Origin of the sequence: Micromonospora sp. NPDC002296 (genome assembly GCF_040296145.1) — a bacterium.
Taxonomy (GTDB): domain Bacteria; phylum Actinomycetota; class Actinomycetes; order Mycobacteriales; family Micromonosporaceae; genus Micromonospora.
In genome coordinates this window covers 40,369-54,621 of the sequence record NZ_JBEOWQ010000037.1, presented here as the reverse complement: position 1 = coordinate 54,621, position 14,253 = coordinate 40,369, and the positions used below count along the sequence as shown (strand labels likewise).

Below are 14,253 nucleotides of genomic sequence, written 5' to 3'. Positions count from 1 at the left end.
CGTGACGACCCGACCGGGACCGCGGCGGCCACGCCGCCGCTCGCCCCGCAGGCCCGCCGCCCCGTCGCCCGTCGGCCCGCAGGCCCGCCGTGCTGCCCGGGGTGGCGGGCGCTCGTAAGCTGAGCCGGTGCGAGGCGACGGAGGGGCGCGGCCCGGTTGGCCGGCTGCGGCGGGTAGGCCGGAAGGTGCCCGGTGAACCGCGCCGAGCGCGGCACGAGGGAGACGCACGCGGCCCTTCCCGTGGCGCTGCGGGAGGCGGTGGACGACTTCGCCGACCACCTGGCCCGGGTGCGCAACCGCTCGGCGCACACCGTCCGGGCGTACGTCGGCGACCTGGTCTCCCTGTTCGACCACGCCGCCCGGATGGGCTGCGTCGCGGTGGCCGACCTCGACCTCGGCGTCCTGCGCAGCTGGCTGGCGAAGCAGCGGACGACCGGGGCCGCGCGGACCACGATGGCCCGGCGGGCCGCCTCGGCGCGCACCTTCAGCGCGTGGGCCCACCGCGCCGGCCTGCTGCCCACCGACGTGGCCGCCCCGCTGGCGAGCCCCCGGGCCCACCGGGACCTGCCGGCGGTCCTCCGCGCGGACCAGGTGACCGCCCTGATCGAGGCCCCGGCCTCCCGCCCGACGGCCCCGCCCGCTGCCACGAGGACGGAAGGGCTCGGCGGCGAACGGCCCCTGGCCGAGCCGGATCCTGCCATCGCCTCACCGCCGGCTCCGGCTCCCGGCGACGGGGAGGCGGCGCGGGCCGTGGTGCTACGGGACCGGGTTCTGCTCGAGCTGCTCTACGCGACCGGGGTCCGGATCAGTGAGGCGTGCGGCTTGGACACCACCGATGTGGACGACGTGCGCCGGGTGGTCCGGGTGCTCGGCAAGGGTTCCCGGGAGCGGTCCGTGCCCTACGGGGTGCCGGCGCAACGGGCACTGGACGAGTGGCTGCGCGCCGGGCGGACCGTCCTCGCCGGCCCGGAGTCCGGCGAGGCCCTGCTGCTCGGGGCTCGGGGCGGCCGACTCCACCCGACCACCGCCCGACGGGTCGTCGCCGGGTACGCGGAGGCGACGGGGCTGCCCCGGACCAGCCCGCACGGCCTGCGCCACTCGGCCGCCACCCATCTGCTGGAGGGTGGCGCGGACCTGCGGGCGGTGCAGGAGCTGCTGGGCCACTCGTCGCTGGCCAGCACGCAGATCTACACCCACGTCTCGGTCGAGCGGCTGCGGGCCGCGTACCGGCAGGCGCACCCGCGCGCCTGAGCCGGGTGACTCCGCGACCCCAGGCGTCTGCGCCGGCCCGGTCCCGCGCCGACGCGCCCCTCGGACCGACCGCCGCACGGGTCGACCGCCCCTCGGACCGGCCGCCGCACGGGCCGACCCGTGCGTGACCGGGGAAGCCGGCCACCGTCGCGTGGTCGTTGGAGGGCACCGTCGATGGATGTCGGGCTACGATCATGGGATGAGCGCGCCGCAGCCGCCCGAGCCCATCCCCGGCGCCCGGCTGCTCTTCTCCCTCGACCCGGCGGTGAGCCACCTCAACCACGGCTCGTTCGGCGCGGTGCCGATCGGGGTGCAGCGCGCCCAGCAGCGGCTCCGCGACGAGATGGAGGCCAACCCGCTGCGCTTCTTCGGGCCGAGCCTGGTGGACCGGATCGCCCACACCCGCCGGCACCTGGCCGCCTTCCTCGGCGCCGACCCCGACGGAACCGCGCTGGTCGGCAACGCCACCACCGGCGTCGCCGTGGTGCTCCAGTCGCTCGGCCTGCGCCCCGGCGACGAGGTGCTCACCACCGACCACGGCTACGGCGCGGTCGGTCTCTCCGTCGACCGCGAGTGCCGGCGCACCGGGGCGACCCACCGCACCCTGCACGTGCCGTTGACCGCGACGGACGAGCAGGTCGTCCAGCTTGTCCGGGCGGGACTGCGGCCCGGACGGACGAAGCTGCTCGTCGTCGACCAGCTCACCTCGGCCACCGCCCGTCTCCTCCCGGCCGCGGCGATCGTCGGGGCCGCCCAGGAGCACGGGGTGCCGGTGCTCGTCGACGCCGCCCACGCGCCGGGCATGCTGCCGACCCCCGTCGGGGACATCGGCGCGGACTTCTGGGTCGGCAACCTGCACAAGTGGGGGTACGCCCCGCGCGGCACCGCCGCGCTGGTGGTGGCCCCGTCGTGGCGGGACCGGATGGAACCGCTGGTGGTGTCCTGGGAGCAGCGGGCGGGTTTCCCGGGCAACGTCGAGTGGCAGGCGACCCTGGACTACACGTCGTGGCTGGCCGCACCGGCCGGCGTCTGGACCCTGCGCAGCCTCGGCGTCGACCGGGTGCGGGCGCACAACGCCGCGCTGGCCGCGTACGGGCAGCGGGTGGTGGGGGACGCGCTGGGGGTGGCGCCGGCCGACCTGCCGGATCCGGGCGGGCCGACGGTGGCGATGCGGATCGTCCCGCTGCCGGCCGGGCTGGCCGCCACGCTCGACGACGCCCTCGCCCTGCGGAGCCGGATCGCCGAGGAGCTGTCCACCGAGGTGGCGGTGATGTCCTGGAACGACCGTGGCTGGCTACGGCTGTGCGGCCAGGTCTACAACGCGCCGCACGAGTATGAACGGCTCGCCGCGCGGCTTCCGGCGCTGCTCACCCGGCGCTGACCGGCGACCGCACCGGCGACCGCGTGCCGGGCACGCCGCGGGCCGCCCCGACCCAGGTCAGGGGCGACGGCACCGCGAAGGCGGCACCCGTGAAGGCGGCACCGTAAGGCGGCTGCGTGAAGGCGGCACCGTAAGGGCGGCTGCGTGAAAGCGGGGGCGTGAAAGCGGCTCCGTGGCGGCGGGGCGGTCAGGTGGGCAGGAGCCGGACGGGGCCGAGCCCGAGCAGGGCGAGCGGGTCCAGGTACTCCGCTCCCCGGCGCAGCCCCCAGTGCAGGCAGGCCGGCTCGGGGCAGCCCAGGTGCCCGGGCCGCAACCGGCCCAGCGGTGCCCCGGCGGCCACCCGGTCCCCGGCGCGGACGCCCGGCCGCACCGGCTCGTACGTGGTCCGCAGCCCCGCGTCGTGCCCGACCGTGACCACGGGACGACCCGCGACCGGGCCGGCGAACAGCACCACCCCCGGCCCGGCGGCCCGGACCACGGCGTCCGGCGCGGCAACCAGGTCGACGCCCCGGTGGCCGGGCAGCCACGGCTGCGGGGGCGGCGCGAAGCGGCGGGCCGGTCGCGGTACGCCGTCGAGCGGCCAGCGGAACCGCGCGTCGGGCGCGGGAGGCTGCGCCCGGGCCGCTGCGTCGGGCGCTGCCGCCCGCCCGTCACCGGGCGGGACGGGGTCGGACCCGACGGCGGACACGACCACCACGCCGGCGGCGCCGGATTGCGACAAAGCCACGGGGCCGGCCCCGACGGCGAGGACCGCCGCGCAGAGCGCCGCTACGGACAGCACCGCCGTGGCCGGTCGCGCCGGCCTGCGGGCGTCCTCACCCCGGGCCCGCCGCCCGCCGGCGCGCGTCCCGCCCCACCGTGAGCCACCGGCCCCGATCCTCGTCCACATGCCCGGCAGCGTGCCGGAGTCCCGGGACGCGCCGCCACCGCAGGCCGCTCGCCTGTGGACGGCCGGGCGGCCTGTGGACAGTCCTCGTCCGAACCGATGATCTGCTATGGCCCGGCCGGTCGGTCCGGCCCCACGCAAGCGCGGTGCGTCGCGGCCGGCACCCCGGCCCGCCAGCGGGCAAGCCGCCGGCCCGGGCCAGGGCGTGATGACCACTGTGGACGACATCAGCCGACCCGCCCGGGTCGCCGGCCGGACGAGGCGATCAGCATCGGGGAGTTCGGCTGGCCGCCCGCGCCCACGGCGAGCCGTCGGGCGCGGGCCGGCGCGGCGGTCCCGGCGGAGTGCGGGCGTGGCCGGGCGGTGGGGACGCGCGGCCGGCGCCGGAGAGGTCGACGCGGGTGGGCTGCCGGGAGGGACCGTCAGCCGCCGAAGCCGGAGTCGGCCGGCAGGGAGATGTCGGGCTTCTCCAGCTCCTCGACGTTGACGTCCTTGAACGTCATCACCCGGACGTTCTTGACGAATCGGGCGGGACGGTACATGTCCCACACCCAGGCGTCGTGCATCTCGACCTCGAAGTAGACCTCGCCGTCGGAGTTGCGCACGTGCAGGTCCACCTGGTTGGCCAGGTAGAAGCGGCGCTCCGTCTCCACGACGTAGGAGAACTGGCGGACGATGTCGCGGTACTCCCGGTAGAGCTGGAGCTCCATCTCGGTCTCGTACTTTTCGAGATCTTCCGCGCTCATCGCACTCCGCCTTCCATGACCACATCTTCCCCCACCGGCGCGGGAGGTCGGGGCTGCTCGCCCAACGCCACGCCGACGGTACCTCCTGACGCCCCGAAGCGCTCCATCGGCTCGTCCGGGCGCGCACCCACCGGTCGGCGGGACCTGGGTGGCCGCCCGTCCAGGCCGGACACGAGGGCCACGTTCACGTACGAGAAGCGGTGTTCCCGGCACGGTCCGTGCTCCCGCAGAGCGGCGGTGTGCTCCGCCGTGATGTAGCCCTTGTGCTCGGCGAAGCCGTAGTCGGGGAACGTCCCGTCCAGCTCGACCATGATCCGGTCCCGGGTGACCTTGGCCAGCACGCTCGCCGCCGCCACACAGGCGGCCACCCGGTCGCCCTTCCAGACCGCCAGCCCCGGCACGTCCAGCCCGTCGACGCCGAAGCCGTCGGTCAGCACGTAGTCCGGGCGGGTGTCCAGCGACGCCAGCGCCCGGCGCATCGCGGCGAGGTTGCACACGTGCAGGCCGCGGGTGTCCACCTCCTCGGCCGGGATCACCACCACCGCGTACGCCAGGGCGCGGGTGACCACCTGCTCGTAGATGCGCTCCCGGCTGGCCGGGGTGAGCAGCTTGGAGTCGGCCAGCCCGTCGATCTCGCCGCGTCGCCCCTCGGGCAGCACCGCCGCCGCCGCGACCAGCGGGCCGGCGCAGGCGCCCCGGCCGGCCTCGTCGGCGCCCGCCACGTGCCGGAAGCCGCGGCGTTGCAGGGCGCGCTCCAGCGCGTACAGCCCGGCCTCCCGGCGGACCACCGTGCGCGGCGGGGTCAGCACGGCGTACCCCCGGCCGCAGCGACCCCGGCGGACCCGGCGGGCGGGGTCGGCGCGGCCAGCACCCGGCGCAGCAGGGCCGGCAGGTCGGCCGGGTAGTACCGCTCGGTGGTGGCGGCCAGTTCGTCGGCCGGCCACCAGCGGTGCCCGGAGACGCTGGCCCGCTCGACGGCGTTGAAGCCGGCGGTGTCCACCTCCCAGAACGGCACCCGGACCAGGAAGAACTCCTGCTCCTGCTGGTACCGCACGCCGTCGAAGGGGAACCGGAGCGTCTCCCGCCACACCGGTTCGCCCATCTCGGCCGGGGCCAGCCGCAGGCCCGTCTCCTCGGCCAACTCCCGGGCGGCGCCGGCCGCCGGGGACTCACCCGGCTCCAGCCCGCCACCGGGGGTGAGCCAGTACCGGTGCTCGGGCCGCGCCGGGTCGCAACCGGCGAAGAGCAGCACCCGGTCGGCGTCGTCGACGAGCAACACGCGCGCCGCACGTCGATGGGTGTAGACCGTCACCTGCCCAGCCTGCCAGACCCGGCCCGCGTCGCCCACGCCCACCCGGGGGTCGGCGGGCGGATCAGGGGTTGGGGACGCCGTCGAACGACTCCGGGACGGTGAGCCAGGTGGCCCGGCCGACCGGCCAGAAGACGGTGAAGGCGCGGCCGACCACCTGGTCCTCGGGGATGGTGGCGCTCTGGATGTTCTGGCCGGACTGCTGCCAGTGCTCCAGCGAGTCGCCGGAGGCCGAGCGGTGGTCACCCATCACCCACAGCCGCCCCTTCGGGACCGTGATGTCGAACTCCTGGTCGGCCGGCTTGTCCTGCTGTCCGGCTGCCGAGTAGATGTACGGCTCGTCGAGCGACCTGCCGTTGATCACCAAACGCTCCTGCGGGTCGCAGCAGACCACGTGGTCGCCGCCGACGCCGATCACCCGCTTGATGAAGTCCTCGCCGTCGGGGTTGCCGCTCCACTCGGTGGGCGCCTTGAAGACGATCACCTCGCCGCGGTGCGGCGACCGGAAGTCGTACACCAGCTTGTTGACCAGCACCCGATCGTCGATCTGGAGGGTGTTCTCCATGGACGGCGACGGGATGTAGAAGGTCTGCAGCACAAAGGCCCGCACCAGCACCGCGACCAGGATCGCCACGCCCAGAAGGATGGGCAGCTCCTTCCAGAAGGAGCCGCTCTTCTTGTCGGTCTGCTCGTCAATCACGGGTGGAGCCTACGTCGCCGCGACCACCCGGACCGCCCGGAACGCGCGAGGACGGACACCGAGGCCGAGACCGGGAGGAGCAGCAGCACACCGCCCGATCCGCTGGGGCGCGCTGGGGCCGGGGGGTCACCGGCAGCCGTGACGGGACTGGTGACTCCGGCGAAGGTGTCCGGCACCGACAGCGACGCCCACCGGGAGGACGGCCAGACCACGACGAACGCCCGCCCGACGACGTTGTCGATCGGCACCGGGCCCTGGCAGCGGGCGTCCTGGGAGACCAGCCGGTGGTCGCCCATCACGAAGATCTGGCCGGGCGGGACCACCACCTCGGCGAAGCGCCGCGACCGGCACTCGCTTGGATTCGGCGGCAGGTCCAGCGGGGAGTTCCGGATCACGTACGGCTCGTCGAGCGGTATGTCGTTGACGGTGACCCGCCCCTGGGCGTCGCAGCACTTCACCCGGTCGCCGGGGAGGCCGATGACCCGCTTGATGAAGTCCTTCTCGCCGGGGCGGCTGAGCCCGACCAGGTCGCCGATCGTGCGGGCGAATCTCCCGGCGATCCCGGGCTCGGGCTCCTGTGCCTGCTGGGCGACCCACCTGTCGGTGCCCCGGAAGACCACCACCTCGCCGCGCTGCGGGTCCCGCACGTCGTAGACGACCTTGTTCACGAGCACCCGGTCGCCGATGAGCAGGGTGTCCTCCATCGACCCGGACGGGATGAAGAACGCCTGGAACAGGAAGGTGCGGATCAGCACCGCCAGGCAGAAGGCGACGATCAGCAGCAGGGGCAACTCCTGCCAGAGCGGCATCTGCCGGCGGGGGCGCCAGGCGCGCCGACGCCACGGGTCGACAGCGCCGTCCTCGTCAAGCGTCCGCACCTGGCCACTCCCCGGTCCGCAGAAATGCCACTACCGCCCGGGAGCCTCGACGAGGCCCCACGGGCGGTAGTGGGACGATCTGTGGCCGCAGCTGCCGCCGCGACACGCCGATGCCCGCCTGTGCCCGTGCGAACAGCGTAACCGGGGCTGGCCGGTACGACATCCGCGCAGCTCAGGCGGTCTGGCTAGCGAGCAGTCAGCTCGACTGCTTCTCGCGGCGCTCCTTGATCTTGGCCTTCTTGCCCCGCAGCTCGCGCAGGTAGTAGAGCTTGGCGCGACGGACGGCGCCGCGGGTCACGATCTCGATCCGGTCGATCCCCGGGCTGTTCACCGGGTAGGTCCGCTCGACGCCCACACCGAAGCTGACCTTGCGGACCGAGAAGGTCTCGCGCAGGCCGTCACCCTGGCGGCGGATGACGACGCCCTGGAAGATCTGGACACGGGACCGGTTGCCCTCGACGACCCGCGCGTGCACCTTGACGGTGTCACCGGCACGGAACTGGGGAATGTCGACCCGCTTCGACTGGGCGTCAAGGGCGTCCAGGATATTCATCGCTGTGTCCTCGTGAGGCTCACGGCGCACCGTCAGTCGGTGCGCGGATGGGTGATTCTGATCCCCGGGTGGCGACCGCCGGGCGGCCCCGGTCGGGAATCCTCGCAGCCGCCCACGGCGCGGGCGGTTGCGGCAACCCCCCTACTTTGCCACATTCCCCGGCGGCACCTGAAATCCGGCCCGGTCCAGGGCCGCTCTGTCCCGCTTGTCCAGACTCGTCGGGTCGAGCGCGGCGAACATGTCGGGCCTGCGGGTCGCGGTGCGTGCCAGCGCCTCGTCGCGCCGCCAGCGGGCGATCCGCCCGTGGTCGCCGGAGCGGAGCACCTCCGGCACCTCGTGCCCCCGCCAGGCCGCCGGCTTGGTGTACATCGGCGCCTCCAGCAGCCCGTGGGCGTGCGACTCCTCGTCCAGCGACCCGGCGTTGCCGAGCACCCCGGGCAGCAACCGGGTGACCGCCTCCAGGATCACCAGCACCGCCACCTCGCCGCCGAAGAGCACGTAGTCGCCGAGCGACACCTCGGTCACCCGCATCCGGGTGGCGGCGTGGTCGAGCACCCGCTGGTCGATGCCCTCGTACCGGCCGCAGGCGAACAGCAGGTGCGACTCGCCGGCCAGCTCGTGCGCCATGGCCTGGGTGAACGGCTCCCCGGCCGGGGAGGGCACCAGCAGCCGGGGCAGGCTCAGCTCGTCGGAGGTCTGACCGTCGGGGGCCAGCTCCGCCGGGGCGAGGGCGTCGAGCGCGGCCCCCCACGGCTCGGGCCGCATCACCATGCCGGGCCCGCCGCCGTAGGGGGTGTCGTCGACGGTGCGGTGCACGTCGTGGGTCCAGCTCCGCAGGTCGTGCACGGCCAGCCGCAGTACGCCGTTGGCCCGGGCCCTGCCGATCAGGGAGAGGTCCAGCGGGGTGAAGTACTCGGGGAAGATCGACACGACGTCGACGCGCATGCGCGGGTGCTCCAGCGGTCTAGAGATCGAACAGACCGGCCGGCGGGTCGACGACGACGCGTCCGCCGGCGACATCCACCTCAAGGACGATCGCCTTGACGAACGGGATGAGCGCGGTACGTCCCTCGGGGCGGCGCAGCACCAGCAGGTCGGACGCGGGTGCGTGGTCGATCCGGGCCACCTCACCGAGGTGCTCGCCGCCCGGGGTGACGACGGCGAGGCCGACGAGCTGGTGGTCGTGGAACTCCTCCGGGTCCTCCGGCGGGGCGACGCCGGCGCTGTCCACCCCGATCAGGGTGCCGCGCAGCGCCTCGGCGACGTCGCGTTCGAGGATGCCCTCGAACGCGACCAGCATCCGCCCCTGGTGCCAGCGGGCGGACTCCACGGTCAGCTCGGCCGGGACCCGGAACGGCACTCCGGGGCCGGGGGCGGGGTTGGCCGGCGGCGCCGCGCCCGGCTCGGTACTGAGTACCGAGCCGGGCGCGAAGCGTGCCTCGGGCTCGTCGGTGCGCACTTCCACGGTGACTTCACCGCGGAGGCCGTGCGGCTTACCGATCCTGCCGACGATGAGCCGCATCAGTACGAGTCGACGATGTCGACGCGCACGCCACGCCCACCGATGGAGCCGATCACCTGGCGCAGCGCCTTGGCAGTCCGGCCGGACCGCCCGATCACCGTGCCGAGGTCCTCCGGGTGCACGCGGATTTCCAGCCGCTTGCCCCGACGGGAGTCGGCCATCCGGACCCGGACGTCGTCCGGGTGATCGACGATGCCCTTGACCAGGTGTTCGAGCGCCGGACGCAGTGCCATGTCAGGCCTGCTCGCCAGCGTTCGTGGCGGGCTGCGCCTCGGCCTTCGGCGCCTCGGCCTCAGCCTTCGGCGCTTCAGCCTTCGGTGCCTCGGCCTTCGGCGCCGCAGCCTCGGCCTTGGCGGCCTTCTTGGCCGGCTTCGCCGGAGCCTCGGTCAGGCCGGCGGCGGCCTTCGCCTCGGCCTCGTACGCCGCCTTGCGGTCGACGCGCTCGGCGGCGACCTTCAGCGGCGGCGGGGCCGGCAGGCCCTTGAACTTCTGCCAGTCGCCGGTCAGCTCGAGCAGGCGCTGCACGGCCTCGCTCGGCTGCGCACCGACGGACAGCCAGTACTGGACCCGCTCCGACTTGACCTCGATCACCGAAGGGTCTTCCTTCGGCTGGTACACGCCGACGAACTCGATCGCGCGACCGTCACGCTTGGTACGCGAGTCGGCGATGACGATGCGGTACTGCGGGTTGCGGATCTTGCCCATCCGCAGGAGCCGGATCTTTACGGCCACAGTTGTTTCGCTCCTGTTGCGATCTCACCGACCCAACACGGGCGGTGCACGGGTGAGCGCCGACCGGCACAGTGGGGTTTGGGCCGGAGACTGCTCGGTGGACTGGCGACGCGCCCGGGTTAGAGGGCGCCGGACGCGCGCCGGATACCAGCGACCCATTCTGCCAGACCGGGCCGGGATCCTTCACATCGGCGGGCCAGGTCACTCGCCCGACTGCCGGATACCACCCCTTCGCGCCCTTTGTCCGACTGTTCGGGCACTCGCGGCGACTGCTCAGCGGGCCGGCGGACGGTCCCAGCCGTCCGGCAGCTTCTCCGGCACCTCCCACCCGGGCGGCGGGGTGAAGTCGCACCAGGTGCCGTCGAACGGGAACTCGCCGGCCTCGGCACGGGCGATCACCCGCAGCCCCTCGGCGCGCACCGCCGCCTCGTCGGCCACCCAGTAGTCGTCGGGGAGGGCCAGCCGCTCGGCGAACTCCTCCTCGTCCTTCCACTCCCAGCTGCGGTCCGGCCGGACCACCACGTCGAGGTCCTGGTCGACCATGTCCACCCCGACCACGTCGCCGTCGTCCCAGCAGACACCCGGCTCCTCCAAATTGACGTACCAGTTGGCGAAGCGCCCGTCGGCGTCGGAGAACCACCAGACCGAATGGGCAGCGCCCACGGGCAGGAACTTGAGCACCGAGGGCCCGTTCCACCGCCCGGGCGCCAGCCGGTACGACGACGTGACCCACTCGGCGAACGGCATCGCCCGCATCCCGAGGCCGGCCTCGGTGACCTCGTAGGCCACCGGCGAGTCGCGGGCGACGAAGATGAGCAGCCCGCGCTCGTCGTCGCTGACCACCCGCCCCGCCCGGACCCAGCCGATCCGGCCGTGCCGCACGTTGCGATGCATGATCAACCGGCCGGGCGAGAACGTCATGGACACCGACCCTACCGGGGCCCGGCCGGCCGCCCCTCGCAGGCGGTGGATCAGTAGGCGCGGGCCAGGACGGCGACCAGGTCGGGTTCGTCCTCGGAGTCCGGGACCGAGCCGTCGGCGCGCAGCAGGCAGCGCACGGTGACGCCCTGGCCGTTCGCCTCGGCCTCGCCGGCCACGCCGACCGCCGACCACGGCACCCGGGCCCAGCCGGTGGCGGCGGCCTCGATCGCCTCGGCGAGCGTGGCGACCTCGACGGTTCGGGACTCGCGGTGCGCGAGGGCCTGGTCGTGCAGCGCCCGCTGGTCGGCCTCCAGGGCGGCCAGCACCGCGCCGACCACCTCGGCCACGGGGGTGGGCGACTTCGAGCCGTCCGTACGACGGACCACGACCGCGTTGCCGGCGGCCAGGTCGCGGGGGCCGACCTCGACGCGTACCGGATAGCCGCGCAGCTCGGCGTCGACGGCCCGGCGGCCGAACGGGGTGTCGGTGCGGTCGTCGAGCGCGACCCGGACCCCGGCGTCGCGCAGCGCGTCGAGCAGCTTGGCCGCCGCCTCGCCGACGCCCTCGCCGGCCTTGACCACCATCACGTACGCCTGGACCGGCGCCAGCCTCGGCGGCACCCGCAGCCCGTTGTCGTCGCCGTGGGCCATGATCAGGCCGCCCAGCATCCGCGTGGAGGTGCCCCAGGAGGTCGTCCAGGCGTGCTCCCGGCCGCCCTCGGCGGAGGAGTAGCTGATGTCGAACGCCTTGGCGAAGTTCTGCCCCAGCTCGTGGCTGGTGCCGAGCTGGAGGGCCTTCCCGTCGCCCATCATGCCCTCGCACGTGAACGTGGCGGTGGCCCCGGCGAAGCGCTCACGGGTGGTCTTCAGGCCCACCACCACAGGGATGGCGAGCACGTTGACCATCAGGTCCTCGTACGCCTCGTGCAGGATCTTCCGGGCGTACGCCTGGGCATCGGAGCGGGTCGCGTGGGCGGTGTGCCCCTCCTGCCAGAGGAACTCGCTGGTGCGCAGGAAGATCCGGGGGCGCAGCTCCCAGCGGACCACGTTCGCCCACTGGTTGAGCAACAGCGGCAGGTCCCGGTACGAGTCGATCCACTTGGCCATGAACTCGCCGATCACCGTCTCGCTGGTGGGGCGCACCACCACCGGCTCGGCGAGCTGCTTGCCACCGCCGTGGGTGACCACCGCCAGCTCCGGCGAGAAGCCCTCGACGTGCTCGGCCTCGCGCTTGAGGTAGCTCTCCGGGATGAACAGCGGGAAGTACGCGTTCTCCGCGCCGGCCGCCTTGATCCGGGCGTCCATCTCGGCCTGCATCCGCTCCCAGATGGCGTAGCCGGCCGGTCGGATGACCATGGTCCCTCGGACCGGGCCGTTGTCGGCCAGCTTCGCCTTGGCGATCAGGTCCTGGTACCAGCGGGGAAAGTCCTCCGCTCGGGGAGTGAGCACGCGTGCCATGACCGCACATCCTATGCGGCCCGCGCCGGACGGTCGCCATCGGGCGCGACATGCCGCTACCGGACCGCCCGACGGACGGCGGTCATGGGCACGCCGCGTGCCGCTACCGGACCACCCGCCGGGCGGCGGTCCCGGCGGGTCGGGCAGCCCCGGCCGTAGACTTCGACCACCATGGGTGAGTTCAGGGACGCCGCCCGGCAGCGACTGCGGAACAGCATCGTCGACGCCGCCCGGGCGCAGACCGTGGCCGGCGGCTGGGACGGCGTACGGATGGGCGAGGTGGCCGGCGCTGCCGGGGTGAGCCGGCAGACCGTCTACAACGAGTTCGGCAGCAAGGCCGGGCTGGCCGAGGCCCTCGCCCGGCGTGAGGTGGACCGGTTCGTCACCGACGTGCGGGCCAACCTGGACGCGCACGGCGACGACGTCCGGGCCGGGGCGTACGCGGCGATCTCGCACACCCTCGCCGCGGCGGCGGACAACCCGCTGCTCAAGGCGATCCTGACCAGCGCCCGGGGCGGCTCGGACGAGCTGCTGCCGTACCTGACCACCCGCGCCGAACTGGTACTCACCGAGGCGACCGGAGCGCTGCTGGACTGGGCCACCGTCCGCCTCCCGGCGGCCGACCCGGCCGCCCTGGCGTTCGCCGCCGACACCATCGTCCGCCTGGTGGTCAGCCACATCGTGCTCCCCCGCTCCCCGGTCGACCGAACCGCCCGGACCCTGACCGACCTGACCCTCACCCTCTTCGGAGGGGCCGGCCGCGGAGGATGACTCGGGTGGGGGTGCGGACCACCGACAGGTCGCGGCGGGGATCCGTCGGGTAGACCGTGAGGTCCGCGAGGCCGCCCTCGACCAGGCCCGGGAAGCCCAGCCACTCCCGCGCCTTCCAGGAGGCGGCGGCCAGGACGTCCACCGCCGACATGCCGGCCCGCTCGTGCAGCAGCATCATCTCCTCGGCGGCCAGCCCGTGGTCGATGCCGCCGCCCGCGTCGGTGCCGACGTAGATGGGCACCCCCGCCTCGTACGCGGACCGGACCACCTCGGGGAACCGGTCGCGCAGGGCGAGCATGTGGTCGGCGTACCCGGGGAACTTCGCGCGGGCCTGCTCGGCGATCCCGCCGAACGTCGCGATGTTGATCATCGTGGGGACGAGGGCGGTGCCCTGCCGGGCCATCAGGTCGATCAGGTCGAGGCTGAGCCCGGTGCCGTGCTCGACCGAGTCCACCCCGGCCCGCACCATGATCTCGACGGCGGACTCCGAGAAGGTGTGCACCGCCGCCCGCACCCCGGCGGCGTGCGCGGCGGACACGGCGGCGGTCATCGTGTCGGCGTCCCAGGCCGGGGCGAGGTCGCCGACCCCCCGGTCGATCCAGTCGCCGACCAGCTTGACCCAGCCGTTGCCGGCGGCGGCCTGGGCCGCGACGGTGGCGGCCACCTCCGCCGCGTCGACCTCCACGCCGATGTCGCGCAGGTAGCGCTTCGGCGGGGCGACGTGCCGGCCCGCGCGGGCCAGTCGCGGCAGCTCCGGGTCCTCGTCGAGCTCGGGGTACGGGTACGGCGAGCCGGCGTCCCGGATCGCGAGGACCCCGGCGTCCCGGTCGACGCGGGCCAGCGCGCGGGCCTGGTCGAGGGAGGTGACCGGGGCACCACCCCGGGCGATGCCGAGGTGGCAGTGGGCGTCGGTCAACCCGGGCAGGATGAAGCCGCCGTCGACGACCGTCTCCGCCCCGGGCACCGGGTCGAAGGTGACCCGGTCGCCGACCAGCCAGAGATCCCGGACCTCGTCGTCGGGGAGCAGCACCCCTCGCACATGCAGAGCCATGCGCACAGTCCTACCCGATCACTCCCCGTCGGTGGCGAGCAGGCCGTTCCGGCGGGTGGTGAGCGCCGGCAGGTCGACGGAGACCCTCCACGGCC

Annotated in this window: 16 protein-coding genes and 1 pseudogene; 3 read left to right on the top strand and 14 right to left on the bottom strand. The window is 74.2% G+C overall.

Features of this window, described 5'->3' with window-relative positions; genetic code table 11:
* Positions 1-192 precede the first annotated feature (192 nt).
* The gene (locus ABT023_RS23385; protein WP_350888524.1) at positions 193-1,251 is read left to right on the top strand and encodes a tyrosine recombinase XerC; all 1,059 of its coding nucleotides are present in this window, start codon (positions 193-195) and stop codon (positions 1,249-1,251) included.
* Positions 1,252-1,450: 199 nt separating this feature from the next.
* Entirely contained in the window at positions 1,451-2,632 is a 1,182-nt protein-coding gene (locus ABT023_RS23380; RefSeq protein WP_350888523.1) for an aminotransferase class V-fold PLP-dependent enzyme, read from the top strand.
* A 187-nt stretch (positions 2,633-2,819) separates the two neighbouring features.
* Here ABT023_RS23380 and ABT023_RS23375 read toward each other — a convergent pair whose 3' ends face one another.
* The 13 genes and pseudogenes from ABT023_RS23375 to proS all read right to left on the bottom strand — a co-directional run bounded on the left by ABT023_RS23375 (position 2,820) and on the right by proS (position 12,336).
* A complete protein-coding gene (locus ABT023_RS23375; RefSeq protein WP_350888522.1) occupies positions 2,820-3,521 on the bottom strand; it encodes a murein hydrolase activator EnvC family protein in 702 nt (233 codons plus the stop codon).
* 419 nt (positions 3,522-3,940) lie between these two features.
* On the bottom strand, positions 3,941-4,264 hold the full coding sequence (locus tag ABT023_RS23370; RefSeq protein ID WP_007075222.1) for a DUF2469 domain-containing protein: 324 nt from the start codon (positions 4,262-4,264) through the stop codon (positions 3,941-3,943).
* The gene (locus ABT023_RS23365; protein ID WP_350888521.1) at positions 4,261-5,073 is read right to left on the bottom strand and encodes a ribonuclease HII; all 813 of its coding nucleotides are present in this window, start codon (positions 5,071-5,073) and stop codon (positions 4,261-4,263) included. Before ABT023_RS23365 ends, ABT023_RS23370 begins: the two co-directional genes overlap by 4 nt.
* Entirely contained in the window at positions 5,067-5,576 is a 510-nt protein-coding gene (locus ABT023_RS23360; RefSeq protein WP_350888520.1) for an NUDIX hydrolase, read from the bottom strand. The genes ABT023_RS23365 and ABT023_RS23360 overlap by 7 nt, the downstream gene beginning before the upstream one ends.
* A gap of 61 nt (positions 5,577-5,637) precedes the next feature.
* Positions 5,638-6,273 carry a signal peptidase I gene (gene lepB / locus ABT023_RS23355; RefSeq protein WP_350888519.1) on the bottom strand — a complete coding sequence of 212 codons (636 nt, stop codon included), beginning with the start codon at positions 6,271-6,273 and terminating at the stop codon, positions 5,638-5,640.
* Positions 6,274-6,282: 9 nt separating this feature from the next.
* Positions 6,283-7,151 (bottom strand): annotated as a pseudogene (gene lepB / locus ABT023_RS23350) (signal peptidase I).
* Positions 7,152-7,347: 196 nt separating this feature from the next.
* Positions 7,348-7,704, bottom strand: coding sequence for a 50S ribosomal protein L19 (gene rplS / locus ABT023_RS23345; protein ID WP_161687914.1), 357 nt, complete (start codon positions 7,702-7,704; stop codon positions 7,348-7,350).
* 141 nt (positions 7,705-7,845) lie between these two features.
* On the bottom strand, positions 7,846-8,649 hold the full coding sequence (trmD, locus tag ABT023_RS23340) for a tRNA (guanosine(37)-N1)-methyltransferase TrmD (RefSeq protein WP_350888517.1): 804 nt from the start codon (positions 8,647-8,649) through the stop codon (positions 7,846-7,848).
* Between the two features lie 19 nt (positions 8,650-8,668).
* Positions 8,669-9,226 (bottom strand): ribosome maturation factor RimM, encoded by a 558-nt coding sequence (gene rimM, locus ABT023_RS23335; protein WP_350888516.1) that lies wholly within the window; start codon positions 9,224-9,226, stop codon positions 8,669-8,671.
* Positions 9,226-9,459 (bottom strand): RNA-binding protein, encoded by a 234-nt coding sequence (locus ABT023_RS23330; RefSeq protein ID WP_350888515.1) that lies wholly within the window; start codon positions 9,457-9,459, stop codon positions 9,226-9,228. Before ABT023_RS23330 ends, rimM begins: the two co-directional genes overlap by 1 nt.
* A gap of 1 nt (position 9,460) precedes the next feature.
* A complete protein-coding gene (gene rpsP, locus ABT023_RS23325) occupies positions 9,461-9,958 on the bottom strand; it encodes a 30S ribosomal protein S16 (protein WP_350888514.1) in 498 nt (165 codons plus the stop codon).
* 273 nt (positions 9,959-10,231) lie between these two features.
* On the bottom strand, positions 10,232-10,879 hold the full coding sequence (locus ABT023_RS23320) for a ribonuclease FAU-1 family protein (RefSeq protein WP_350888513.1): 648 nt from the start codon (positions 10,877-10,879) through the stop codon (positions 10,232-10,234).
* A gap of 50 nt (positions 10,880-10,929) precedes the next feature.
* On the bottom strand, positions 10,930-12,336 hold the full coding sequence (proS, locus tag ABT023_RS23315) for a proline--tRNA ligase (RefSeq protein WP_350888512.1): 1,407 nt from the start codon (positions 12,334-12,336) through the stop codon (positions 10,930-10,932).
* A gap of 171 nt (positions 12,337-12,507) precedes the next feature.
* On the opposite strand from proS, the gene ABT023_RS23310 reads away from it, so the two are divergent.
* Positions 12,508-13,107, top strand: a complete 600-nt coding sequence (locus ABT023_RS23310) for a TetR/AcrR family transcriptional regulator (protein WP_350888511.1) — start codon at positions 12,508-12,510, stop codon at positions 13,105-13,107.
* Here the strand turns inward: ABT023_RS23310 and ABT023_RS23305 are convergent.
* Positions 13,073-14,158 (bottom strand): amidohydrolase family protein, encoded by a 1,086-nt coding sequence (locus ABT023_RS23305; protein ID WP_350888510.1) that lies wholly within the window; start codon positions 14,156-14,158, stop codon positions 13,073-13,075. The genes ABT023_RS23310 and ABT023_RS23305 overlap by 35 nt on opposite strands.
* Positions 14,159-14,253: the final 95 nt, after the last annotated feature.

What these genes read in the sequence shown, in the direction of transcription:
- ABT023_RS23380 (WP_350888523.1), top strand. Translation starts at nt 1,451, where the DNA reads ATGAGCGCGCCGCAGCCGCCCGAGCCCATCCCCGGCGCCCGGCTGCTC.
- ABT023_RS23375 (WP_350888522.1), bottom strand. Translation starts at nt 3,521, where the DNA reads ATGTGGACGAGGATCGGGGCCGGTGGCTCACGGTGGGGCGGGACGCGC.
- ABT023_RS23370 (WP_007075222.1), bottom strand. Translation starts at nt 4,264, where the DNA reads ATGAGCGCGGAAGATCTCGAAAAGTACGAGACCGAGATGGAGCTCCAG.
- rplS (WP_161687914.1), bottom strand. Translation starts at nt 7,704, where the DNA reads ATGAATATCCTGGACGCCCTTGACGCCCAGTCGAAGCGGGTCGACATT.
- trmD (WP_350888517.1), bottom strand. Translation starts at nt 8,649, where the DNA reads ATGCGCGTCGACGTCGTGTCGATCTTCCCCGAGTACTTCACCCCGCTG.
- rimM (WP_350888516.1), bottom strand. Translation starts at nt 9,226, where the DNA reads ATGCGGCTCATCGTCGGCAGGATCGGTAAGCCGCACGGCCTCCGCGGT.
- ABT023_RS23330 (WP_350888515.1), bottom strand. Translation starts at nt 9,459, where the DNA reads ATGGCACTGCGTCCGGCGCTCGAACACCTGGTCAAGGGCATCGTCGAT.
- ABT023_RS23320 (WP_350888513.1), bottom strand. Translation starts at nt 10,879, where the DNA reads ATGACGTTCTCGCCCGGCCGGTTGATCATGCATCGCAACGTGCGGCAC.
- proS (WP_350888512.1), bottom strand. Translation starts at nt 12,336, where the DNA reads ATGGCACGCGTGCTCACTCCCCGAGCGGAGGACTTTCCCCGCTGGTAC.
- ABT023_RS23310 (WP_350888511.1), top strand. Translation starts at nt 12,508, where the DNA reads ATGGGTGAGTTCAGGGACGCCGCCCGGCAGCGACTGCGGAACAGCATC.
- ABT023_RS23305 (WP_350888510.1), bottom strand. Translation starts at nt 14,158, where the DNA reads ATGGCTCTGCATGTGCGAGGGGTGCTGCTCCCCGACGACGAGGTCCGG.